The 22,519-nt window shown below is 68.9% G+C and carries 25 protein-coding genes; 14 read left to right on the forward strand and 11 right to left on the reverse strand.

Annotated features, from left to right (window positions below; translation table 11 throughout):
• Positions 1 to 91: 91 nt before the first annotated feature.
• The 3 genes from ABD989_RS09765 to ABD989_RS09775 form a co-directional block, all read right to left on the reverse strand.
• Positions 92 to 1,090: an acrylyl-CoA reductase family protein gene (locus ABD989_RS09765; protein WP_345313333.1), complete on the reverse strand. Its 999-nt coding sequence runs from the start codon at positions 1,088 to 1,090 to the stop codon at positions 92 to 94.
• A 244-nt stretch (positions 1,091 to 1,334) separates the two neighbouring features.
• Complete coding sequence (locus tag ABD989_RS09770; RefSeq protein ID WP_345313334.1) at positions 1,335 to 1,931, reverse strand: RBBP9/YdeN family alpha/beta hydrolase; 597 nt, start codon at positions 1,929 to 1,931, stop codon at positions 1,335 to 1,337.
• Complete coding sequence (locus ABD989_RS09775; protein WP_425556516.1) at positions 1,928 to 2,641, reverse strand: MFS transporter; 714 nt, start codon at positions 2,639 to 2,641, stop codon at positions 1,928 to 1,930. Before ABD989_RS09775 ends, ABD989_RS09770 begins: the two co-directional genes overlap by 4 nt.
• A gap of 101 nt (positions 2,642 to 2,742) precedes the next feature.
• Between ABD989_RS09775 and ABD989_RS09780 the strand changes: the two genes are divergently transcribed.
• The gene (locus ABD989_RS09780) at positions 2,743 to 3,786 is read left to right on the forward strand and encodes an AraC family transcriptional regulator (RefSeq protein WP_345313465.1); all 1,044 of its coding nucleotides are present in this window, start codon (positions 2,743 to 2,745) and stop codon (positions 3,784 to 3,786) included.
• A gap of 14 nt (positions 3,787 to 3,800) precedes the next feature.
• On the forward strand, positions 3,801 to 4,121 hold the full coding sequence (locus ABD989_RS09785) for a hypothetical protein (protein WP_345313335.1): 321 nt from the start codon (positions 3,801 to 3,803) through the stop codon (positions 4,119 to 4,121).
• Here ABD989_RS09785 and ABD989_RS09790 read toward each other — a convergent pair.
• A complete protein-coding gene (locus ABD989_RS09790) occupies positions 4,115 to 4,372 on the reverse strand; it encodes a hypothetical protein (RefSeq protein ID WP_345313336.1) in 258 nt (85 codons plus the stop codon). The two genes, ABD989_RS09785 and ABD989_RS09790, sit on opposite strands and share 7 nt — an antisense overlap.
• Positions 4,373 to 4,510: 138 nt before the next feature.
• Between ABD989_RS09790 and ABD989_RS09795 the strand changes: the two genes are divergently transcribed.
• Entirely contained in the window at positions 4,511 to 5,740 is a 1,230-nt protein-coding gene (locus ABD989_RS09795) for an oxygenase MpaB family protein (RefSeq protein ID WP_345313337.1), read from the forward strand.
• Positions 5,741 to 5,743: 3 nt separating this feature from the next.
• Here ABD989_RS09795 and ABD989_RS09800 read toward each other — a convergent pair whose 3' ends face one another.
• On the reverse strand, positions 5,744 to 6,691 hold the full coding sequence (locus ABD989_RS09800) for an arsenic resistance protein (protein ID WP_345313338.1): 948 nt from the start codon (positions 6,689 to 6,691) through the stop codon (positions 5,744 to 5,746).
• 96 nt (positions 6,692 to 6,787) lie between these two features.
• Between ABD989_RS09800 and ABD989_RS09805 the strand changes: the two genes are divergently transcribed.
• From ABD989_RS09805 to ABD989_RS09820, 4 genes are all read left to right on the forward strand, one after another.
• Complete coding sequence (locus ABD989_RS09805; RefSeq protein WP_246996051.1) at positions 6,788 to 6,997, forward strand: CsbD family protein; 210 nt, start codon at positions 6,788 to 6,790, stop codon at positions 6,995 to 6,997.
• A gap of 83 nt (positions 6,998 to 7,080) precedes the next feature.
• Entirely contained in the window at positions 7,081 to 7,872 is a 792-nt protein-coding gene (locus ABD989_RS09810; protein ID WP_246996053.1) for an SDR family oxidoreductase, read from the forward strand.
• Positions 7,873 to 7,880: 8 nt separating this feature from the next.
• On the forward strand, positions 7,881 to 8,372 hold the full coding sequence (locus tag ABD989_RS09815) for a nuclear transport factor 2 family protein (RefSeq protein WP_246996055.1): 492 nt from the start codon (positions 7,881 to 7,883) through the stop codon (positions 8,370 to 8,372).
• 4 nt (positions 8,373 to 8,376) lie between these two features.
• Positions 8,377 to 9,060: a DUF6629 family protein gene (locus ABD989_RS09820; RefSeq protein ID WP_345313339.1), complete on the forward strand. Its 684-nt coding sequence runs from the start codon at positions 8,377 to 8,379 to the stop codon at positions 9,058 to 9,060.
• A gap of 21 nt (positions 9,061 to 9,081) precedes the next feature.
• Here ABD989_RS09820 and ABD989_RS09825 read toward each other — a convergent pair whose 3' ends face one another.
• Positions 9,082 to 11,433 carry an ATP-binding cassette domain-containing protein gene (locus tag ABD989_RS09825; RefSeq protein ID WP_345313340.1) on the reverse strand — a complete coding sequence of 784 codons (2,352 nt, stop codon included), beginning with the start codon at positions 11,431 to 11,433 and terminating at the stop codon, positions 9,082 to 9,084.
• A 41-nt stretch (positions 11,434 to 11,474) separates the two neighbouring features.
• Here ABD989_RS09825 and ABD989_RS09830 point away from each other — a divergent pair, with 41 nt between their 5' ends.
• Entirely contained in the window at positions 11,475 to 12,272 is a 798-nt protein-coding gene (locus ABD989_RS09830) for a hypothetical protein (protein WP_345313341.1), read from the forward strand.
• On the opposite strand, the gene ABD989_RS09835 is transcribed toward ABD989_RS09830, so the two are convergent.
• Entirely contained in the window at positions 12,269 to 14,041 is a 1,773-nt protein-coding gene (locus ABD989_RS09835; protein ID WP_345313342.1) for a serine/threonine-protein kinase, read from the reverse strand. The two genes, ABD989_RS09830 and ABD989_RS09835, sit on opposite strands and share 4 nt — an antisense overlap.
• Before the next feature lie 156 nt (positions 14,042 to 14,197).
• Between ABD989_RS09835 and ABD989_RS09840 the strand changes: the two genes are divergently transcribed.
• The 5 genes from ABD989_RS09840 to ABD989_RS09860 all read left to right on the forward strand — a co-directional run bounded on the left by ABD989_RS09840 (position 14,198) and on the right by ABD989_RS09860 (position 19,404).
• Complete coding sequence (locus ABD989_RS09840; RefSeq protein ID WP_345313343.1) at positions 14,198 to 15,193, forward strand: phosphotriesterase family protein; 996 nt, start codon at positions 14,198 to 14,200, stop codon at positions 15,191 to 15,193.
• Between the two features lie 40 nt (positions 15,194 to 15,233).
• Positions 15,234 to 15,674: a Fur family transcriptional regulator gene (locus ABD989_RS09845; RefSeq protein WP_345313344.1), complete on the forward strand. Its 441-nt coding sequence runs from the start codon at positions 15,234 to 15,236 to the stop codon at positions 15,672 to 15,674.
• An 81-nt stretch (positions 15,675 to 15,755) separates the two neighbouring features.
• Positions 15,756 to 17,996 (forward strand): catalase/peroxidase HPI, encoded by a 2,241-nt coding sequence (gene katG / locus ABD989_RS09850; RefSeq protein ID WP_345313345.1) that lies wholly within the window; start codon positions 15,756 to 15,758, stop codon positions 17,994 to 17,996.
• A gap of 87 nt (positions 17,997 to 18,083) precedes the next feature.
• Positions 18,084 to 19,118: an LLM class F420-dependent oxidoreductase gene (locus ABD989_RS09855; RefSeq protein WP_246996069.1), complete on the forward strand. Its 1,035-nt coding sequence runs from the start codon at positions 18,084 to 18,086 to the stop codon at positions 19,116 to 19,118.
• Positions 19,119 to 19,248: 130 nt separating this feature from the next.
• A complete protein-coding gene (locus ABD989_RS09860) occupies positions 19,249 to 19,404 on the forward strand; it encodes a hypothetical protein (protein ID WP_345313346.1) in 156 nt (51 codons plus the stop codon).
• 55 nt (positions 19,405 to 19,459) lie between these two features.
• Here ABD989_RS09860 and ABD989_RS09865 read toward each other — a convergent pair whose 3' ends face one another.
• The 4 genes from ABD989_RS09865 to ABD989_RS09880 are packed head-to-tail and all read right to left on the reverse strand — an operon-like array spanning position 19,460 to position 21,990.
• Positions 19,460 to 19,735, reverse strand: coding sequence for a hypothetical protein (locus ABD989_RS09865; RefSeq protein ID WP_345313347.1), 276 nt, complete (start codon positions 19,733 to 19,735; stop codon positions 19,460 to 19,462).
• On the reverse strand, positions 19,732 to 20,544 hold the full coding sequence (locus tag ABD989_RS09870; protein WP_345313466.1) for an adenylate/guanylate cyclase domain-containing protein: 813 nt from the start codon (positions 20,542 to 20,544) through the stop codon (positions 19,732 to 19,734). The genes ABD989_RS09865 and ABD989_RS09870 overlap by 4 nt, the downstream gene beginning before the upstream one ends.
• 19 nt (positions 20,545 to 20,563) lie before the next feature.
• The gene (locus tag ABD989_RS09875; RefSeq protein WP_345313348.1) at positions 20,564 to 21,655 is read right to left on the reverse strand and encodes a DUF475 domain-containing protein; all 1,092 of its coding nucleotides are present in this window, start codon (positions 21,653 to 21,655) and stop codon (positions 20,564 to 20,566) included.
• Entirely contained in the window at positions 21,652 to 21,990 is a 339-nt protein-coding gene (locus tag ABD989_RS09880) for a hypothetical protein (protein WP_345313349.1), read from the reverse strand. Before ABD989_RS09880 ends, ABD989_RS09875 begins: the two co-directional genes overlap by 4 nt.
• Before the next feature lie 115 nt (positions 21,991 to 22,105).
• Between ABD989_RS09880 and ABD989_RS09885 the strand changes: the two genes are divergently transcribed.
• Positions 22,106 to 22,453 carry an RNA polymerase-binding protein RbpA gene (locus ABD989_RS09885; protein WP_246996082.1) on the forward strand — a complete coding sequence of 116 codons (348 nt, stop codon included), beginning with the start codon at positions 22,106 to 22,108 and terminating at the stop codon, positions 22,451 to 22,453.
• The last annotated feature ends 66 nt before the right edge of the window (positions 22,454 to 22,519 follow it).

Consider the following 22,519-nt stretch of genomic DNA (forward strand, 5'->3'; position numbering starts at 1 on the left):
ACGCCGTTGTTTTACCGGCAGGAGTGTGCCGCGCGAGTCCTGGGCCGGGTGAGGCGCCTCGGTATACCCGTTCGACTCGGGCCGATCGGCGTCAGAAGCCTCCGGCCACCCGTACGCGAGTCCGCCCGGTCACCGATCCCGACAGAATGTCGCGGAGGGTGCCGGGGAGGCTCGCGACGTCAACCTGGGTGGTGATCGCGTCGAGGTGTCGCGGCTTCATGTCGGTGCCGAGTCGCGCCCACAAGGCACGACGCCGTGCGCTCGGCTGCTGCACCGAATCGATGCCCGCCAGCGTCACCCCGCGCAGGATGAACGGGTGGACGGTAGTGGGCAGGTCGGCGCTGCCGGCCAGCCCGGACGCGGCGACGATGCCCTCGTAGCGAAGAGTGCCGGCGACATATGCCAGAGTGGTGCCGCCGACGCAGTCGACGGCGGCAGCCCACTGTGTCTTTCCGAGGGCCCGCACCTTCTCCCCCGCCTCCGGCACGCGGCCGATCACCTGGGCGGCACCCAGTTCGCGCAGCAGATCGTGTGCCGACTCCTTGCCGGTGGACGCGACCACTTCGTACCCCGCCGCCGCCAGCAGATCGACGCTGACGCTGCCCACGCCGCCGCTGGCGCCGGTCACCAAGATCGGCCCGTCGGCGGGCGTGATGCCGTGCGCCACAATGCGTTCCACGCTCATCGCCGCGGTGTAGCCGGCCGTACCGATGGTGCCGGCCTCGGCGGTGGTGAGCCCGGCGAGCTTCACCACGAGGTCTGCGGGCACCACGGCGAGCTCGGCATAGCCGCCGTGTCGACCGGTCCCGATATCGCGACCGTGCGCGACGACCTGATCGCCCACCGCGAACTCGGGCGACGAACTCGCACGCACCGTTCCGGTCAGATCGATGCCCGGAATCAACGGGTACTCCCGCGCCACACCGCCCTTCGGTGTCACCGCCAACGCGTCCTTGAAGTTGACGCTCGAATAGTCGACCGCGATCGTCACCTCACCCTCGGGCAGAAAGCCGATGTCCACTGCCTCGCTCGCCAGGTCGATGCCGCCGTCGTCGTTGCTGCGCGCCACGAGCGCGTTGAAGTCACCCATGGCTCTCAGCCTAGGCCCGCCGGTGTCGTCGATCGTGGATCAGCACACCCGCCTTCCTCCGTAGAGCATCCGGCGAGGAGGAGCGAGAGTCCGGCAACTGCGACGACAACCTGATAGACCTTCATATCCGGAATGGTTTCAGATCTCGTTCGGCAAGCAGACCGACCCCCGTACAAAGGACTGGCCGGCGGGCAGTGGACTTGTGTCCATCACCTCGCCGGCCAGTCCGGTTGCTCGTTCGGGTCTAGACCGAGCCGGCCACCAGTCGGGCGGCCATCTCGGCGACCAATTCCTCGGCCAGAGCCCAGGGGCCGAACCCGGCCGCCGGGTTCAGGTGCTCCGCGTCGCCGAGATCCACCAGCCTGCTCCCCCACACCTCGGCCAAGCCGGCGGTAGTGCGGAAGCCGGCGAGCGGATCGTTGCGGCTGGCCGCCACCACCGACCCGAAGGGCAGCGTGCGTCGCGAGATCGGCGCCCACCCTGCGGCCGCCAACTCCGCGGGCCGCGGGTGTGGCTCCGGCCAGTCGACGTCGAAGTCCGGCGGCGTCGCCAGCACGGCGCCGGCCACCCGGTCGAGCGAGGACGCCAGCGCCTGTCCGGCCCAGGCCACGGTCACCAGCACTCCGGCGCTATGCGCCAGCAGGACTACCGGGCCGTCGACGTCGTCGATCGTGTTCTGCAGCAAACGGATTCGCTCGTTCAGATCGTGCCAGTCGGCTTCGGCCGGGAACGGTACGCGGACCGCCTCCGGGTGCTCGGCGAGGTAGAGCTCCTGCCAGTGGTCAGGTGCCGCGCCGCGCAGTCCAGGGACCACGACCACGGTGGGGTTCACTGCGCTCATCGGGCCACCCCGCTGGAGATCGCGCGCAGTCGGGCCAGTCCGGCCGGGTGCAGTCGACGTCCGACGATCATCGCCGCCGCCGCCGGAATGTAGACCAGAGGCGCGATCTTCAGCGCACCCATCAGGCCCATGCTGTCGGCCAGAATGCCGATCAGCAGCGGCGCTGCCGCCAGACCCAGCAGGTTGTTGGCCAGGGTCAGCGTGCCCATCGCGGAGGCCTGAATCGAGCGGTGCGTCAGCGACGCGACCATCGCTGCCGAGGTGCCCGAGCAGCCGGCGGAGAAGAACGCGCCGATTCCGAGCAGCACCAGCTGCGTGGTGCCGGTGGGCATCCGGAACGCGAACATCAGGGCGACGAAGGCAATGGAACAGAACGCCACGCCGGCCGTCCACTTGCGCGTCGGATCGGAGAGGCTGATGCGGTCGGCGAAGAAGCCGCAGCCCACCATGCCCGAACCCACCAGCATGAAGAAGATCGCCGCCATGCCGCCGGCCTTGTCGACCGGCAGGTCGTAGGACTCCTTGAAGAAGGTCGGCAACCAGGTCAACATCACCGCGGCCATGAACATCTGCATGCCGCTACCGAAGTAGGCGCACAGCACCGCCGGGTTGGTGAACAGGCTGGAGAACGGCGCACGGTCCAGCTTCTGACCGGAGTCGGCGACCGGGGAGCCCTCGGCCGATGTGAACGACAGTACGGGCCGAAACAAGGATAAACTATTCCCTGTGGGACGTCAACTATTCAGGTCGGGACAGGCAGTGACCTACGGCTCATTGCCATTGCCTGCCGACTGGGATCACAGTCATGGCGATGAAACCACTGGCCAGGTACGGATCACTCGCCAATTTCGTGCAGTTGACGCGCTCGTTGCGCCTGGATCCGAACCTCCTGATGCGCTCGGTGGGGCTCGACCCGGGCGGTGTGGCCGTGCAGGACCGCTGGGTGCCCGCCGAGGCGATCATCGAACTGCTCGAACTCACCGCCGACCAGGCACACAAACCCGACCTGGGGCTGCGGCTCGCCGAGCTGCGTCGACTGTCCCATCTCGGCCCGCTCAGCCTGGTCCTGCGCGAAGAGCCCGACGTCCGCAGCGCCTTGACGCTCCTGGCGCGTCACGAACGGATGTACAACGAGTCCCTGCGCACCCTGGTGACCGTGCACGACGGGGTCGCCGACATCCGCGTCGAACTCGATGTGGGCCACCCGATCGCCGATCGGCAGTCCACCGACCTGGCCGTCGGCGTGCTGTTCTCGCTGATCAGGGAGCTGGCCGGCGACTCGTGGCGACCGCTGTCGGTGTCCTTCGCCCACCCGCCGCCGGAGGACGACACCACCGCGCGTCGAATCTTCGGCGGCCTGGCCCGCTACCACCGCGACTTCAACGGCCTCACCGTCGCCGAAGCGGACCTCGATCGCCCGGTGAGCCAGTCCGATCCGCAGTTGCGCGAGTACAGCCGCCGCATTCTGAGCGAGTTGGACCCGGGCGCGGCACCGTCGACGACGGTGCGGACCCGCGAGTTGGTGGAGATGCTGCTGCCGACCGGTCGCTGCACGGTGGACCAGGTGGCCTCGAGCCTGGGCGTCGACCGGCGCACGGTGCACCGCAGGCTGGCCGCCGAGGGCGCCAGCTATTCGTCCGTCGTCGATGACACCCGGGCAGCGTTGGCCGAGCATCTCGTTGCGGCACAACGCTATTCGTTCACCGACGTCGCCATGATGCTCGGCTTCTCCAGTCCGTCCAATTTCTCCCGCTGGTTCCGCGGACGCTTCGACTGCACACCGCGTCAGTGGCGGACAGCCCGGGCCGCCCGATCGCCGGATTCTCCACCCCACGGGGATCTACCCTTGGACTGAGGAAGGGAGATCCGATGAGGTTCGGCGACGATTGGCAAGCACGGTTGATGCGACTCCCCGGCCCCGACGGCGTCCTTCGGCTGGCGGTGACCGGCACCCTGGCGTTCGACGGCGCGCCCGTCGGCGTGACGGTGGCCCCGGATCGCGAGGGTTTCGACGAACACCTGCTGTTCTTGAATGTGACCGCGGACCAGGACACCGTCCCCGACCCCGGCGCGACGTCGGTGCCGGTCGACTGGCAGTCGGACGTGGGCATCGAATACTCAGAGGTGCGCGTGCGCCTGACCGGAGTGGACGACGCGGAACTGGCCCTTCCGGTGGTTGCGACTCACTGACGCGCCGCGGCCCCGGCAACGATCTCCTGCAGTGCGAGGACGTGCTGCTCGAACTCCGTCCGCCCCGAAGCCGACGATCGCCGCGACGAGGACCCCGGCGATGATCGCGGGGTGCGCGGCGCCGCGAGCCACAGTGCCGCACCGACGGTCAGCGACACCATCGCGACCAGGATCGCGATGATCAGCCACGGCAGCGCCCGACCGACGGCCTCGAGGGACGGATGCGCGTGATGGATATCGGTGGCGTTCATGACAACTCCCTACTTTCCTGAGTGGAAACTCGACGCGCCTCTGTCCCGATCGGAAAGTCAAGGGTCGCGGTGCGACCCACTGGCGCGCTACATTTAGCGCACAGGTGTTTCCAGAAGGCCGATCAGGAGCATTGACACATGTCCCAGCCCGTTCCGCCCCCGCCCGTTCCCCGCCGCCACCCGCAGTCCCCGCGACCGGTTCCGGCCGGGATCGCCGCGTTCGGCGCACTCCTCGGGGTCCGCGGACCGGACCGCGCCCGGTTCGCCGAGCTGGGTGAACTGCTGATGGTCGGCGACCCACTAATGGACGACTTCGTCGCCTGGATGCGCACCCGGGAATCGACACCGATTCGTCGGCAGTTCGACCAGGCGTTGCGCCACGGCATCGACAGCGTCGACGCCCCACCGGCGCCCCTGAAGACGCTGTTCGACGAACTCGAAACCGTTCCGGACTGGGTTGACGCCCGCCAGCTCGAGGTCGCCGCGGCCGCCATGCGCGCCGCGGGCGCGGACGGTCTGACCATCGCCCGCGACGTCGCACTCCTCGGCGGCTATCAGTTCGCCGGATTCAACCAGACCCTGCTGCGCACCGGCGCGCTGGAGAAGGGCTCGAATGCTCGCTTCGCTGAGACCTCGCAATGGGCCATGGACGTGATCAGCCCCGGCGGTCTCGCGAAGTTCGGCGCCGGTTACCGGTCGACTATCCGCGTCCGGTTCATTCACTCGATGGTCCGCAGGCACGTGTCCGCACTTCCCGACTGGGACGAGCAGGAATGGGGCCTGCCGATCAATCAGACCGACATGGCGGCGACGCTCGTCGGGTCACTGGTGGCGCCCAACCTCGGCGGCTTCGGCATCGGCATCGTGCACCGGCCGAGCGAGTATCAGGCGATCGCCGCCCTGACGAGGTACGTCGGCCACCTCATGGGAGTTCGGGACGATCTGCTGCCCACGAGCTTCCGCAGCGCCGTCGCCATCCTCCAGCACACCTCGTCGGCCCTGGCCACGCCCGACGAGACCAGCATGCGGCTGGCTCGCCCGATGGCCGACGACCCGCTGCAGTGGCAGTATCGCCATTTCGCTCCGCTGCGTCGCCGGGTGGCGCGTTCGCAGCACCTGTCCGTCAGCACGGCCTTCCTCGGGCCGAAGGCGATGGCCACCCTGGGCCTGCCCACCCGCACGCCGCCCTGGTATCCGGCGCTGGCCCTGCCCGGCAATCTCGCTCGATCGGGCATCGCGCTCTTACCCGGCGGCCGGGCGTGGACCGCCGGCCGCGGGGACCGACAGGCGCGCGCGCTGATGCGCACCATGACCGAGACACCGGCCACGATCGGCGCGACCACCACCGTCGCCGAGCACGTCACCTGAGGGCTACCGCACCCAGCGCGGGACCAGACGCACCATCGTCACCATCGCGACCAACTCCACCAGCGTCTGCAGCAGCACCACCGCCGCCGCGGTCGCCGCGAACGCGTCCGGCAGGGCCAACGCCAGCGGCAGCACCACCAGCGAGTTACGGGTGACGCCGGCGAAGATCGCCGCGCGCCGCTCCCCCGTGTCCAGTCCCGCCCGGCGGCTCGCCAGTCCGCCGACCACGGCCATCACCGCGATGAACAAGACGTAGACCGCCGCCACCGACCACCACCGGCCCGCGCGACCGTCGAGGTGCGGGACCTGCGAGGCGACGACCACGAACAGCACCGCCGCCATCAGCGGCACCATCGCGGCCGTCGCCGCGCCGACCACCCGGCGGCCCGCCGCGGCTCTCCCGGACCACCACTGGGCAGCCCACGCCAACGCCAGCGGTGCCACGATCAACGCGCCGAAAGCTTGCAGGAACGGCCACGGGTCCACCACCGACGCCAGGTCCGCGCCGAGGAACAGCCATAGGTACAGCGGCAGGGCGAGCATCTGCAGCACGAGCAGCACCGGGGTGGCGGCCAACAGACGGGCGGCGTCGCCGCCGGCCAGTCCGGCGAAGACGATCACGTAGTCCACGCAGGGGCAGAGCAGCACCAGGAGCACACCGAGCTCGACGGCGCGCTCGTCCGGCAGCAGCGGGAACAGCGCGGCCACCAGCACCGGTACGACGACGAAGTTGAGCAGCAGAATCGTCGGGAGGAACCGTCCCGCGGGTGGCCGCCGCACCAGCTGTGCCACCGGGACCTGCAGAAACGTGACGAACAACAGTGCCGCCAACAGCGGGGTGATGGCGCCGCCCAGGTGCACCGACTGTCCGGGCAGCACGACGCCCACCAGCATCGCCGTCGCGAGGGCCCCGAGATAGCACGCCACCTGGTGCCGTTCGAGCGCAGCCACGCCCCGCAGTCTAGCCGCGGACATACCGGGTGTTTGAGTCCGCGGCTTCCGGGTAACCCCATGTCGAACGAAGCACACGACGACGAAGGAGGACCGATGAACCACTCCGACCACGCACAGAACAAGGCCGAGGAACTGAAGGGCCGGGCCAAGGAGGCCGCCGGCGCCGCCACCGACGACGACCAGTTGCGCCATGAGGGGCGCGCCGACCAGGGCGAAGCCACCGCCAAGGAGAAGGTCTCCGAGGCCGCCGACAAGCTCAAGGAGGGTGTCGACACCGTCAAGGAGAAGCTGACCGGACGGTGATCAGACACCGCGCGCAGCGGCCCGTCGCCCCTCTCGGCGGCGGGCCGCTGCGGCGATCGAGAGGCGCGGGTTAGGCTGCGAGAATGACTGAACTCTTCCGGCTCGACGACCGAGTCGCCATCGTGACGGGCGCCGGTCGCGGCCTCGGTGCCGCCATCGCCCAGGGTCTCGCGGAGGCCGGTGCCGACGTGGTGATCTCCGCCCGCACCGCCGAGGACCTGGAGACCGTGCGCGCCGCCGTCGAGGCCGTGGGCCGCCGCGCCGTCGCGGTTCCGTTGAACCTCGCCACCGACGACCCCGGGCAGCTCGTCGAGGCCGCCATCACCGAGTTCGGTCGCCTCGACATCGTGGTGAACAACGTCGGCGGCGCCATGCCGAAACCGTTCCTGAACACCAGCGTCCGCGAACTGATCGGCTCGTTCTCGTTCAACGTCGGCACCGCGCACGGCCTGCTGTTGGCCGCCGTCCCCCATCTTCTCCGCAGCGACAGCGCGTCGATCATCAACATCACGTCGTCGATCGGCCGCCTCGCCGACCGCGGTTACCTCACCTACGGCACCGTCAAGGCCGCGCTGACGCACTACACGGAGCTGGCCGCGCAGGACCTGAGCCCGCGGATCCGCGTCAACGGCATCGCGCCCGGCGCGATCGCGACCTCGGCGCTGGAGATCGTCGCCGCCAACGATGACCTGCGCGTGCCCATCGAGGCCGCCACCCCGCTGCGCCGCCTGGGCCGGCCCGAAGACATCGCGGCCGCCGCCGTCTACCTCGCCAGCCCGGCCGCCGCCTACGTCACCGGCACCATCGTGGACGTCGACGGCGGCCTCGCCGCGCCCAACTTCCGCCTCCCCATCCCCGACCTGACCCAGGAATGAGCGCCCCGATGACCCATCACGACGACCTCCGCGCCATCGAAGAACTCAAGTACCGCTACCTGCGCGCCGTCGACACCCGCGACTGGGCGGCCTTCGCCGACACCGTCACCGACGACGTCGAGGCCGGCTACGGCTCCAAGGTCGGCGGCAAGGCCCTGAACTTCACCGGACGCGACGCACTGATCGAGTATCTGAGCGGCGCCATGGTGTCGACCATGGCCACCGAGCACCGCGTGGACCATCCGATCATCGAGATCGACGGCGACGAGGCCACCGGCTCCTGGTACCTGCAGGACAAGGTGATGATCCCCGAGTACGACGTCCTGATCATCGGGGCCGCGTTCTACACCGACACCTATCGGCGCACCGCCGACGGCTGGCGCATCGCCGCCACCGGCTACGAGCGCACCTTCGAGGCCACCGGGACGCTCAGCGGCGCCGGGCTAACGGTGCAAATCGGACCGGCTGTCCTCGGCGGCGAAGGCTCCGTGTCACGATAGGCCCATGTGCTTCAGTGCGACTGCCAGCTTCGTCGGCGCCGGCGTGATCGGTGCGGCCGGAGTGGCCACCCTGCCCCTCGTTCGTGATCTGCGGCAACTCCCGTTCGCCACCCTGCCGTTGCTCTTCGCGATCCACCAGGCGCTGGAAGGCTGGACCTGGCTGGAACTCGACGGGTCCACCGACGCCGCCCTGTCCGGACCGGGCGTGCACATGTGGGTGATGTTCGCCTGGGCGATTCTGCCGATCTTCATACCGTGGTCGGTGTGGTTGATGGAGACCGATCCGCGACGACGCCGCTGGCTGTGGGCGCCGATGGTGGTCGGCGGCATCCTCGCGGTCTACATGGCCTATCTCGCGGTGCAGCCGACCATCGAGGTCAAGGTGATCGACAGCAACCTCGACTACCTGCTCGGAGTCCCGTTCAGTGCGGCCCTGCTCGCCGTGCCGTACGTCTTCGCGACGTGCTTCGCGCCGATGATGAGCTCGGCCCGCTGGGTCATCGCGCTCGGTGTCGGCAACCTCATCGCCATGTCCATCGCCGCCATCATCAAGGCCGCCGACTACTCGTCGATCTGGTGCACGCTGGCGGCCTTCCTCAGCCTCATCGTCTTCGGGCACTTCGTCTCGCAGGCCCGCGGCCGCAAGAACAAGGCCCCCGCACCGACGCCGGAGCCGCAGCCGGTCTAGCGAACGTAGCGGCGAGTCGGCTCAGCCGACGTACGCCGCGAGGTGCTCGCCGGTGACCGTGGTCGGCTCGGCCACCAGCTCGGCCGGGGTGCCGGTGAACACCACCTCGCCGCCCTCGACGCCGGCCCCGGGGCCGAGGTCGATGAGCCAGTCGGCGTGCGCCATCAGCGCCTGGTGATGCTCGATCACGATCACCGACTTACCCGCGTCGACGAGCCGGTCGAGCATGCCCAGCAGCTGATCGACGTCGGCCAGGTGCAGTCCGGTGGTGGGCTCGTCGAGCACGTAGACGCCGGCCTTGTCGGCCATCGCGGTGGCCAGCTTCAAGCGCTGCCGTTCGCCGCCGGACAGCGTGGTCAGCGGCTGACCCAGGGTCAGATAGCCCAGGCCCACGTCGGCCATGCGGTCGAGGATCTTCGCCGCCGCGGGCGTGCGCGCCGGTCCTTCCGAGAAGTAGTCGCGGGCCTGCGCCACCGGCAGCGCGAGCACCTCGGCGATGTTCAGGTCGCCGAGGCGGTACTCCAACACGTCCGGGCGGAAGCGCTTGCCGTCGCACTCGTCGCACGGTGAGGCCACGCCCGCCATCGTCACCAGATCCGTGTAGATCACCCCGGCGCCCTTGCACACCGGACAGGCCCCCTCCGAGTTCGCGCTGAACAGGGCCGGCTTCACACCGTTAGCCTTGGCGAAGACCTTGCGGATCGGGTCGAGGAGACCGGTGTAGGTGGCCGGATTGCTGCGCCGCGAACCGCGGATCGCGGTCTGATCGATGGCGATCACGCCCTCGCCGCCGGACACCGAACCGTGGATCAGCGAACTCTTACCGGATCCGGCCACACCGGTCACCGCGACCAGCACGCCGAGCGGGATGTCGACGTTCACCTCACGCAGATTGTTGGTCGACGCCCCACGCACCTCCAGGTGCCCGGTGGGCGTGCGCACCGTGTCCTTGACGGCGGCCCGGTCGTGCAGGTGGCGGCCGGTGATGGTGTCGGCCTTCTCCAAACCGGCCACATCGCCCTCGTAGCAGACCTCGCCGCCGCCGGAGCCTGCGCCCGGCCCCAAGTCCACCACGTGGTCGGCGATCGCGATCACCTCGGGCTTGTGCTCCACCACCAGGACCGTGTTGCCCTTGTCCCGCAGACGCAGCAGCAGATCGTTCATCCGCGAGATGTCGTGCGGGTGCAGACCCACCGTGGGCTCGTCGAACACGTAGGTCACGTCGGTCAGCGCCGACCCCAGATGCCGAATCATCTTGACGCGCTGGCCTTCTCCGCCGGAGAGCGTGCCGGTGGGGCGTTCCAGCGCCAGGTAGCCCAGGCCGATCTCGACGAACGAGTCGAGGGTGCCGCGCAACGTCTCCAGCAGCGGCGCCACGCTCGGCTCATCGAGGCCGCGGACCCACTGCGCCAGATCGACGATCGGCATGCGCGCAAGGTCGGCGATGCTGACGCCGTCGATCGTGGACGTGCGCGCCGGTTCGGCCAGCCTGGTGCCGTCGCACTCCGGGCAGACGCTCTGCGTCACCGCGCGTTCGACGAACGCCCGGATGTGCGGCTGCACCGAATCGATGTCCTTGCTGAGCATCGACTTCTGGATGCGCGGGATGAGGCCCTCGTAGGTGAGGTTGATGCCGTCGACCTTGATCTTGGTGGGCTCCTTGCGGAGCAGGTCGTCGAGCTCCGCGGGGGTGAAGTCCTTGATCGGCGTGTCCGGGTCGAAGAAGCCCGCGCCGGCGAAGATCCGACCGTACCAGCCGTCGGTGCTGTACCCGGGAATGGTCAGCGCACCCTCGTTCAACGACTTGGTCTCGTCGTACAGCGCCGTCAGATCCATGTCGGCCACCGTGCCCATGCCCTCGCAGCGCGGGCACATGCCGCCGGTCCGGGTGAAGGTGGCCTTCTCCGCCTTCTTGTTGCCCACCTTGATGGCGCCGCTGCCGGTCACCGAGGGCACGTTGAAGGAGTAGGCGTTGGGACCGCCGATGTGCGGAGTCGCCAAGCGGCTGAACAGGATTCGCAGCATCGCGTGCGCGTCGGTGATGGTGCCGACCGTCGAGCGCGGGTTGCCCCCGATCCGCTCCTGGTCCACCAGGATGGCGGTGGTGATGCCGTCGAGCACGTCCACCTCGGGCCGCGCGAGCGTCGGCATGAAGCCCTGGACGAACGAGCTGTAGGTCTCGTTGATCAGGCGCTGGCTCTCCGCCGCCACGGTGCCGAAGACCAGCGAACTCTTGCCGGATCCGGAGAGTCCGGTGAACACGGTGAGACGCCGCTTCGGGAGGTCGACGTCGACGTCTTTCAGGTTGTTGACCCGAGCGCCGCGCACTCGGATCACATCGTGGCTGTCGGCGGGCACCATCTGTTCGGGCATGCCCGCCATTGTTCCGTATCGCGGCCGGATACTTTAGGCGCGTGACCCAATCCCCATTGCGCCAGCGCGTGTCCGCCGTCGGCGACCGCCTCCGCGGCACCGTCGTCGTCGAAATCTTGGTCGCGCTGGGTCGGGTCGGCGTGTCCGACCGAGCGATGACGCTGGCTGGGCAGGCCTTCACTTCCCTGCTGCCGGTGCTGATCCTCATCACGACGCTGTCGTCCGACGGCCCGGTGGGCCGCGCCATGCGGCGGATCAGTACCCAGTGGCTCGAACTCGAGATGACCACGCCGTCCACCGACGAGTCGACCAGCGCCACCTTCGGCATCCTCGGTGTGCTGATGGTCCTGATCGGCGCCACGTCGTTCACCCGAGCCCTCGACCGGATGTACGCCGAGGTCTGGGCCCTGCCCAAGCTCGGCCTCGCCGGCTGGTGGCGCTGGCCGCTGATCATCGGCACCCTGGTCGCCGGGATCACCGCCGAGGTGTTCGGCATCCGCAACTGGCCGTTCGGGGGCGAGCTCGTGGTGCAGACCGTCTTCAGCTTCGTCCTGTGGACGCTCGTCTGGGCGACGATCATCCGGCTGCTGACCGCCGGCCGCATCGACGGCCGGGCGGTCGTGGCCACCGGCCTCGCGACCGGCGCCGCGGTGGCGCTCTTCTTCTTGGTCACCACGATCGGATTCGGCGACATCCTGGACACCGCCGAGAACCGATTCGGCACCCTGGGGGTGGTGTTCTCGGTGATCGGCTGGCTGTTCGTCTACTCCGGGATCGTGGTGACCGCGGCGACGGTGATGCACGTGCTGCTCACCTGGCACCGACCGCCCACCCGCTAACGGGTCTTAACCAGCGCCTCCTGGACTGCCTTCGTCACTTCCCCCTGGCTCAGCGGGTCGTTGTTGGCCGAGTAGCCGAGTGCGATACTCCGCGGCTGGGTGTCGGCCACCAGCAGCACGAAGTCGTCCGAAGTGATGGAACCGCGGTTCACCGGCACCTTGCCGGTGAAGTACAGCAGCTTCATGTCGCTGTTGTTCGGGGTGCTCTCCCGCTGATTCTCGATCACCGCCGGCTTCGCATTGGTGTTGGCGTAGCCGGGCATCTCGGACAGGCACTCCATGAACTTGCGAGCGATGGCGTCCAGGTCGCCGGTGAAGCTGGCGGGCAGCGAACCCACCAGCAGCTGTGCCTGCCAGTTCTCGCCGGCCGGGCGGGAGACGACGAGGCCGTCGGAGTCGACCAGGAACGGCATCTGACTGCCGGGGTCCGGATTCCAGCCCGGGGGCAGGTCGACGGCGTCGATCCGGATCGGACCGCCGTCCAGGTACGCCGTCGTGCCGCGCATCGTCGGTGCACCCGCCACGCACTTGGTCGGCACCCCGTTGACCACCATCGGGTTGGTCTGCGTAGGGGTGGTCGTCGTCCTCGACGTGGAGGTGGTGGTCGCGCTGCTGCTCGACGCGGTCTTCTGTTCGTCCTCATCCCCGCCGCTGAGGGTCAGCGCCAGCACCAGGCCGATCACCAGTAGGAACGCGACGACGCCGATGCCGATGACCATCGCCAGCTTGCGCTTGCGGGCGCCGTCGTCCGGCTGCTGCGGCCCGACCTGATAGCCGCCCGGGTAGTCCGGTCCACCGGGGCCGCCGGGACCGCCGGGGTAGGCCGGCGGCTGCCCACCGGCGAACGGATAGCCGGGTGCACCGTACTGTCCGCCGGGCGGTGGGGCGACGGGCGGCTGCTGTCCCCACTGGTTGACCTGCTGCGGGGGTACCCCGTACTGCGGGCCCGAGTGATAGGGCTGGGTGGGAGCGGCCGGACCGGTCGGAATGGTCGCGGTGGGCTCGGCGGGCGGACTCGGCACGACGGTCGTCGGCGCGTTGACGGCATCCACGATCGCGGTGCCTTCGTCACCGAGCAGTGCGGTCGCCAGCGCCGCGGCGAACTCGCCGGTGGAACCGTACCGATCGGCGGCGGGTTCCCGAACGCGGCCGAGCACCTCGTTGACCGCTTCCGGAAGCTCCGGCCGCATGGTGGTGACCCGCTGCCCGATCGACGCGCCGCCGGTCAGCAGGAACGTCGCCAGATCACCGAGGGCGACCTGATCGGCCCGATCCTCGGATTCCTTGGCGGCAGGCATCCCGAAACCGCTCAGTTTGTACCGGCGTCCCTCGTGCGCCTCGACCACGATCAGGTCGGCCGGCGCGATCTCGGCACGCGCCTGCCCGCGCTGGCGGGCCTGGTCGAGCGCGCCGCCCAGCGCGGCGATCGCGGCGACGGTCTCGGCGGGCGAGAACGGCCCGGACTGCCGGACCAGCGTCTCCGCGGTCGGCGAGGGCAGATACTCCCGCGCGATCCACAACCGCCCCTGCTCCTCGCCGTAGCCGCGCACCGCGACCACCGCCGGGTGATCGAGTGTCGCGGCCTGCGCCGCCGCGGCGAGAAACTCCTGGCGATAGGCCGAGTCGGAGGTGCGCGACTCGGGCAGTAGCAGAAGAATGTCCTCCGCCGTCGCGTTCGGTGCCTTTACCAGGTAGCTCTCCCCCGCCTCCCCGACACCGAGCGTGCCGACGACGCGGAGTCCAGCGAAAGTCTGACCAGTTCGTAGCATGCGGAAACTGTACGACACCGGCATTCGCCACACCGGGTGCCGCGCGGCACCCGGGAACCGGCGTTGCCATTCGGGTCCGCCGGGCCCAGCCGCGCCCTACAGTTGCTCTCCACGGGGGCGGGGCGATTTCCTCACCGGAAACCAGCAAAGGGCGCGATGCAGACGATCAACACCGTGACCGGCCCGATCGATGCCTCGGCACTCGGCACGGTTCTGGCGCACGAACACGTCTTCGTCCTCAACGAGGACTACCGCCTCAACTTCCTGCCCGACTGGGACGAAGAGGCGCAGGTCGCGCACGCGGTGCAACGACTCTCCGAGGTGAAGGCGCTCGGCGTCGACACCCTGCTCGACGTCTCGGTGCCCGGCATGGGGCGGCACGTCGAACGCGTGCGCCGTGTCGCCGAACAGGCCGAGCTCAACGTGCTCGCGGCCACCGGTCTGTTCACCTACAGCGACCTGCCACTGCAGTTCCACTACACGGGTCCCGGGCTCGGTTTCGATGCGCCCGAACCGCTCGTGGAGGCCTTCGTCCGCGACCTCACCGACGGGATCGGGCGCACCGGGATCAAGGCCGCCGCACTGGCGTGCGTCATCGAAGCCGAAGGTCTCACGCACGGTGTCGAGCGGATCGTCCGCGCCGTCGGCCAGGCCAGCGTGGCCACCGGGGCGCCGGTCATCGTGCACACCAATCCGCACACCCGATCCGGGCTGATCGCCCAGCGCATCCTCAGCGAGGAGGGCGTCGACCTGCGCCGGGTGATGCTCGCCCATTCCGGCGACACCGGGGACGTCGAACACCTGCGACACCTGGCCGAGGCGGGGTCGCTGGTCGGCCTGGACCGGTTCGGCGTCGACCTGCTGCTCCCGCATGCCACCCGCATGGCCACCCTGCTCGCCCTGATCGACGCAGGCTTCGCCGATCAGCTGATCCTGTCGCAGAGCGCCTTCTGCTACAGCGACTGGTTCGATCCGGCGAAGATGGCCGAACTCGCGCCGAACTGGAACTACCGTCAGATCCACGAGCGGGTGCTGCCCGAACTCCGGGCGCACGGCGTACCGGAGGAGACCCTGACCACCATGCTCGTCGACGTGCCCCGCCGCTTCCTTCTCGGCGCAAACGAACAGGGACTTCCGACCCCAATTCGGTGAATACTGGACTAAGTCCAAATAACTAGGGCAGGATGGAGGCATGTCGACAACCCGCAATACCCCCGAGGCGCTCACCGCAGCGATTCGCGGCGCCGGTCTGCGACTGACCCGTCCGCGCCTAGCCGTCCTGTCCGCCGTCGACGCCCACCCGCACGCCGTGACCGAGACCGTGCTGGCCTCGGTGCGCGACGAGCTGAGCGACGTCTCCCGGCAGGCGGTCTACGACGTCCTGCGCGCACTGACCGACGTCGGATTGGTCCGCCGGATCCAGCCGGCCGGGCACGCCGCCCGCTACGAGACCCGCATCGGCGACAACCACCACCACGTGGTGTGCCGCGAGTGCGGGGACGTGCGCGACGTCGACTGCGCCGTCGGCGCCGCCCCCTGCCTCGAGGCTGCGCAAACCCACGGCTTCGCGATCGACGAGGCCGAGGTGGTCTATTGGGGCCGCTGCCCCGACTGCGCCGCCCACACAACCTGACCGCCCGCCCCCCAGTCCGCCACCTACCCCCAGAGACCCTTGATTCAGACCGAAGATCTCGGCCTACCGAAAGGAACCGCAGTGTCCGACGAACAGCCATTGAAGGAAGTCGACGACAGCACGGCATCAGGCTGCCCGATGCACGCCTCCATGAAGGAGCCCGCCGAGGGCGGCGGCAACCGCGACTGGTGGCCCAACCAGCTGAACCTGAAGCTGCTCGCCGAAAACCCCGCCGAGGGCGACCCGTACCCCAGCGACTTCGATTACGGCCGCGCGTTCGACACCATCGACCTCGACGAGCTCAAGGCCGACCTGAAGACCGTGATGCACGACTCCAAGTCGTGGTGGCCCGCCGACTACGGCAACTACGGCCCGTTCTTCATCCGGATGGCCTGGCATGCGGCCGGCACCTATCGCATCCGCGACGGCCGCGGCGGCAGCGGCCACGGCATGCAGCGCTTCGCTCCGCTGAACAGCTGGCCGGACAACGCCGGCCTGGACAAGGCCCGTCGTCTGCTGTGGCCGCTCAAGCAGAAGTACGGCGCCAAGCTCTCGTGGGGCGACCTGATCATCTTCGCCGGCACCTACGCCATGGAAGAGATGGGTATGAAGGTCTTCGGCTTCGCCGGCGGCCGCACCGAGAAGTGGGAGCCCGAGGAGATCTACTGGGGCCCGGAGACCGAGTGGCTCGGCGACAACCGCTACACCGGTGAACGCGACCTCGACAATCCCCTGGCCGCAGTCCAGATGGGTCTGATCTACGTGAACCCGGAAGGCCCCAACGGCGATCCGGATCCGCTCAAGGCCGCCATCGACATCCGCGAGACCTTCGCTCGCATGGCCATGAACGACGAGGAGACCGTCGCGCTGATCGCCGGCGGCCACACCTTCGGCAAGACCCACGGCAACGGCCCGGCCGACATCCTCGGGCCCGAGCCCGAGGCCGCTCCCCTCGAGCAGGTCGGCCTGGGTTGGCAGAACCCGACCCGCACCGGTGTCGGCGTCGACGCCGTCAGCTCCGGCCTGGAAGGCGCGTGGAACAGCACGCCGACCACCTGGGACAACAACTTCTTCTGGACCCTGTTCGGGTACGAGTGGGAGCTCGGCAAGAGCCCGGCCGGCGCTCAGCAGTGGCACCCGAAGGACAACGCCGGCGCCACCAGTGTCCCGGACGCGGGCGACCCGGAGAAGCGTCACCAGCCGATGATGCTCACCACCGACCTGTCGCTGCGCTTCGATCCGATCTACGAGAAGATCTCGCGGCGCTTCCTGGAGAACCCGAAGGAGTTCGAGGACGCCTACGCTCGCGCGTGGTTCAAGCTGACCCACCGCGACATGGGACCGGTGTCCCGCTACCGCGGCTCCCTGGTGCCGTCGGAGACCCTCATCTGGCAGGACCCGGTGCCCGAGGTGGACTTCACCCTGATCGACGAGGGCGACATCAAGGGTCTCAAGAAGAAGATCCTGGCCTCCGGCCTCAGCCTCTCGCAGCTGGTCAAGGCCGCGTGGGCCTCGGCGGCGTCGTACCGCAACAGCGACAAGCGCGGCGGCGCCAACGGCGGCCGCGTGCGCCTGGAGCCGCAGCGCGGGTGGGCCGTCAACGAGCCCGATGAGCTGGCACACACGCTGGAGGTCCTGGCCGGCATCGCCGACGACTACAACGCCTCCACCGAGGGCGTCGTGGGCCACCTGCGTCGCGGCGACAAGCACGTCTCGTTCGCCGACATCGTGGTGCTCGCTGGCGGCGTCGCCATCGAGCAGGCCGCGGCCAACGCGGGCCACGAGATCACCGTGCCGTTCACCCCGGGTCGCACCGACGCCACCCAGGAGCAGACGGACGTGCAGTCGTTCGAGGCCATGGAGCCTCGCTGGGACGGTTTCCGCAACTACCTCGCCGACGACGCCACGGTGCCCGGCGAGTACCTGCTGGTGGATCGCGCGCAGCTGCTGGGCCTGACCGCCCCGCAGATGACCGTCCTCATCGGCGGCCTGCGCGTGCTGGGTGCCAACCACGGCGGCAGCAGCCACGGCGTCCTCACCGAGCGCGCCGACACCCTGTCCCAGGACTTCTTCGTGAACATCCTGGACATGGACACCAAGTGGTCGCCGGCCGCCGACGGCAGCTATGTCGGGGTCGACCGGGACTCGGGTGAGCAGAAGTGGACCGCGAGCCGCGTGGACCTGGTGTTCGCGTCGAACTCGCAGCTGCGCGCCTACGCCGAGGTCTACGCGCAGGACGATTCGGCGGGCAAGTTCGTCGAGGACTTCGCTGCCGCCTGGGCACAGGTGATGGACAACGACCGTTTCGAGCTGCGTCGCTGATCCGCGCCTGAGGCGTCCGCGACACGGGCCCGGCTTCCGCTCTGGAAGCCGGGCCCGTTCGCATCGACGCACTTGTAGATTGAATTCATGAAACTCGGTCTGCAGCTTGGATATTGGGGCGCACAGCCCGCCCACCATCACGCCGAACTCGTCGACGCCGCGGAGACGTTCGGCTTCGACACGGTGTTCACCGCCGAAGCCTGGGGCTCGGACGCCTACGTGCCGCTGTCGTGGTGGGGCAGCCGCACCGACCGAGTGCGCTTGGGCACCTCGGTGATCCAGATGTCCGCGCGCACCCCCACCGCGTGCGCGATGGCCGCCCTCACCCTCGATCATCTGTCCGGCGGTCGGCACATCGTCGGACTCGGCGTGTCCGGGCCCCAGGTGGTGGAGGGTTGGTACGGCCAGCCGTTCGCCAAGCCGCTGGCGCGGACCCGCGAGTACGTCGACATCATGCGCAAGGTGTGGGCTCGTCAGGAACCGGTCACCAACGACGGCCCGCACTACCCGCTGCCCTACACCGGCGCGAACGCCACCGGCCTGGGCAAGCCGCTCAAGCCGATCGTGCACCCGCTGCGCGCCGACCTGCCGATCTTCCTCGGCGCCGAGGGCCCCAAGAACATCGCCCTGGCCGCCGAGATCGCCGACGGCTGGCTGCCACTGTTCTATACCCCGCGCCTGGCCGACACCTACAACGAGTGGCTCGACGAGGGCTTCGCGCGACCCGGCGCACGACGAACCCGCGAGACCTTCGAGATCTGCGCCACCGCGCAGATCGTCCTCACCGACGATCCCGCCTCCGCGTACGCCGCGATCAAGCCCTTCCTGGCCCTGTACATGGGCGGCATGGGCAGCGAGGACACCAACTTCCACGCCGAGGTGTACCGCCGCATGGGCCACGCCGAGGTGGTCGACGAGGTGACCGCGCTGTTCCGCGCCGGCCGCAAGGACGAGGCCGCGCAGATCATCCCGGATGCCGTGGTCGACGACTCCGCGATCATCGGTGACGAGGCCCACGTGCGCGAGCAGATCAAGGTCTGGGAAGCCGCCGGCGTGTCCACCATGCTGGTGACACCCGGATCCGTCGAGGAGATCCAGCAACTCGCCAAACTGGTGAGCTGAACCACCTTCCGCCTGGTCAGGCCGCTTCCTAAGGTGAACTGAAAGTGAACACGCGGGCAACGCAACTTGACTTGAGTTGTACGGTCGGTTACAAATGGATGTACGTTAACCGATCCAAGGAGGAGGACCCATGCCGTACCGCACCAGTCCCGATCTGACTTCACGAGTCCGCGGCCAGATGCGTCGCCTGAACGCACGCTGGAATCTGAGTTCGGCCCAACGATTGCACCTGCAGGTCGCTCACACGCCGGTCGCCGTACTCGGCGGCAGCGCGCGCCGCAGCTGAACCGCCCTGAACCACGACGACCCCCGACCGCGTTCGGTCGGGGGTCGTCGTCGTCTTACCAGCGTTGCGATCGCGTGAGATGCCAGGCGCCGCAGGAGCATTCGTAGCAGCGCAGGGACGGCGAGGCGCGCGGTGCGGACGAGATCGCGAGCATCGCTCCGGTCACCGCGGCCAGGGTCGGATAGGCGATCTTCTCCGGAGTCGGGCAGGTCGGCTCCACGTAGACCACCGGTTTCTCCCGGCGGCGCCGCGGCCGATTGCGGGCGGCGGTGCGCCCCTCGATCATCGCGTAGTAGGCCTCGAGGTCGTCGTCGTCGAAGCCCGACGTCATCGGCCCGCGAACTCGTCGGCGTTGTAGCGGGGCACCACCCGGAAGACCTTCAGTTCCTTCGGCACGCCTTTGGCACGGAAACGGCGGCGGCGGATCGAATAGCCGTCGGTGCCGGCCAGTTCCAGGGTCGGCTCGCTGGCGAACACCTCGCCCGGCCCGGCCGCCGCGCAGACGCGGGCGGCGATGTTCACGTCCACGCCCAGGAAGTCGTCGCCCACCGCGCGCGGAGCACCGGTGTGCACCCCGGCACGCAGGGCGGGCCGATAGTCGTCGACCACCAGGGCGCTGACCGCGACGGTGGCCTCGTGCGCGGCTTCGATCGCCTCCCGTCCGTCCGCGAAGACCGCCATCATGCCGTCACCCAGCGTCTTCACCACCTGACCGCCGCGGTCGAGGATCACCCGTTCGGACACCTCGTTCACGGCGCGCAGGAGTTCCAGAACCTGGTCGTCGCCCACGCGCAGCGCCCACCGGGAGAAGTCGACGAGGTCGGTGAACAGGATCGTCACCGGAATCGGCGCGGTGGAGTCCGGCCGGTGCCGACGACTCATGGCCTGCCACACCTGCACCGCGCCCAGACCGAGTTCGCGCACCGCGCTCGGCCGCTCGGCGTTCACGTCTCCGATGGCGCGTGCGAGCCGGTCCAACGTGGTCGACGCTCCCGCGGCGACCCGCTCCGGCGGCGCCAGCCGCCGCGCGAACTGTGCCGCGCGCACCAGCGGTGCACTCGCATCGGTCCAGGCCAACAGCCCGCCGGCCCGCTGCAGCGGCGACAGTTGCTGCGCGTCCTCGTCGTAGGGCTCCGGCATCGCGTTCACCTCGCCGAGTCTAGTGGGCGACCTGCCGCTCAGTCCGATTGGCGCGCACGCTCGAGATGAGCGACGCACCGATGAAACCGACGCCGACCAGACCGGACACCACCTCGCTGACCTCGACGGCGAGGCTCACCAGCAGGATCGTTGCCAGCGCGCCGATCGCCCAGTGCGCCCCGTTCTCCAGGTAGCGGTACTGCGCCAGTGTGCCCGCCCGCACGAGGTACACGGTCATGGAGCGGACGAACATCGCGCCGATGAAGCCGAGGCCGAGCGCGATCAGGATCGGATCGGAGGTGATGGCGAAGGCACCGACCACGCCGTCGAACGAGAACGAGGCATCCAGCATCTCGAGGTACAGGAACAGCATGAACGCCGCCTTGCCGACCAGCACCACCGGTTCCGGACGACCCCGACCGTCGCCGGCGAGTTCGGCAGCGGCGGCCGCCTCGCGGCCCACCTCGCTGGTATCGAACAGCGACGTCAGCCCGGAGATGGCCAGATAGCCGATCATGCCGACCAGCCCGGCGGTCAGTACTGTCGCGCGTTCGTCGCCGTCGACCGCCATCGATCCCGCAAGCAGCACGGCGAGCGCCACGATCACCGAGGCGTTGTTGATGCGTCCCAGCCGAGCCAGGCCGGGCTCGACCATGCGTCCCCAGAACCGCCGGTCCGAGTCGAACGCATAGTCCAGGAAGATCAGGAGCAGGAACATGCCGCCGAGCGCCGCGATCTGCGGGTGCGCCTCCAGCATGATGGTCTCGTAGCTCGGATTGTCCGGGGTCTCCGGATTCGGCGGATTCAACGCGAGGTCCAGCGCCTGCCCCGGATTGAGACCGGCGGTGGCCCACACGATGACCAGCGGGAACAGGATCCGCATGCCGAAGACGGCGATGAGGATGCCGACGGTGAGGAACATCTTCTGCCAGAAGGCGCTCATCCGTTCCAGGATGGTCGCGTTCATCACCGCGTTGTCGAAGGACAGCGAGATCTCAAGGATGCCGAGGATCACGCAGATGAACAGCCCGTTCCACCCGCCGTAGAGGAAAGCGGTCACGAGCGCGGCGAGGGTGATTGCGAACGAGAGGCCGAAGACCCGCAGGATCATCGCAGACGCTCGGCTTCCTTCGCCTGCACCACCAGGTTCCGCGACAGCACGAGCAGTTCGTTCCGGTCCTCGCCCTCGGCGATCGCCGTGTCGAGGTCCTCCACCGCGCACCGCAGCGCGAAGAGCCGGTCGCCCAGCGACGTCAATTCGTCCGGGGACAGGATCAGCGAGTCGGAGGAGATCGACGTACCCTCGGTCAACGAGCGCTGCTCGTAGGCGCGCTGTCGACACGACCGCTTGCAGTACTTGCGCCGCCGGCCGCGTTCGGACTCCACGATCTCGCGGCCACACCAGGTGCACGCGTTGCGCACGGGATGGCTAGCGGATTCGGACACGTCGAACAGGCTACCGTGCGTGCTCGGTCGATGCGGGACGCCACCCGGGTGCCGGATGCGTGCGCGACGCGTAAGATGGTTCCGTTGACCGTTTATTTGTGAGGAGCAGAGCTACATGGCTGATCGAGTACTCCGCGGGAGCCGTCTCGGCGCGGTGAGCTACGAGACCGACCGCGACCACGACCTCGCACCCCGCCGGATCGTGCAGTACCGGACCGACAACGGCGAGATCTTCGACATTCCGTTCGCCGACGACGCCGAGGTGCCGTCGAAGTGGCCGTGCAAGAACGGTATGGAGGGCACCATCCTCGAAGGCGCCGAGCCGGAGGAGAAGAAGGGCAAGCCGCCGCGCACCCACTGGGACATGCTGCTGGAGCGTCGCTCCGAAGAGGAACTCGACGTTCTGCTCACCGAGCGTCTGGACCTGCTGCGCAGCCGCCGCCGCGGCGGAGGCGTCGTCTAGCACTCCCCCGCAGACCACGAATGCCCCCACTGTTCGCAGTGGGGGCATTCGCCTTGCAGCAGTTCA

The sequence above is a fragment of the Gordonia alkaliphila genome (assembly GCF_039542465.1).
Taxonomy (GTDB): Bacteria; Actinomycetota; Actinomycetes; order Mycobacteriales; family Mycobacteriaceae; genus Gordonia; species Gordonia alkaliphila.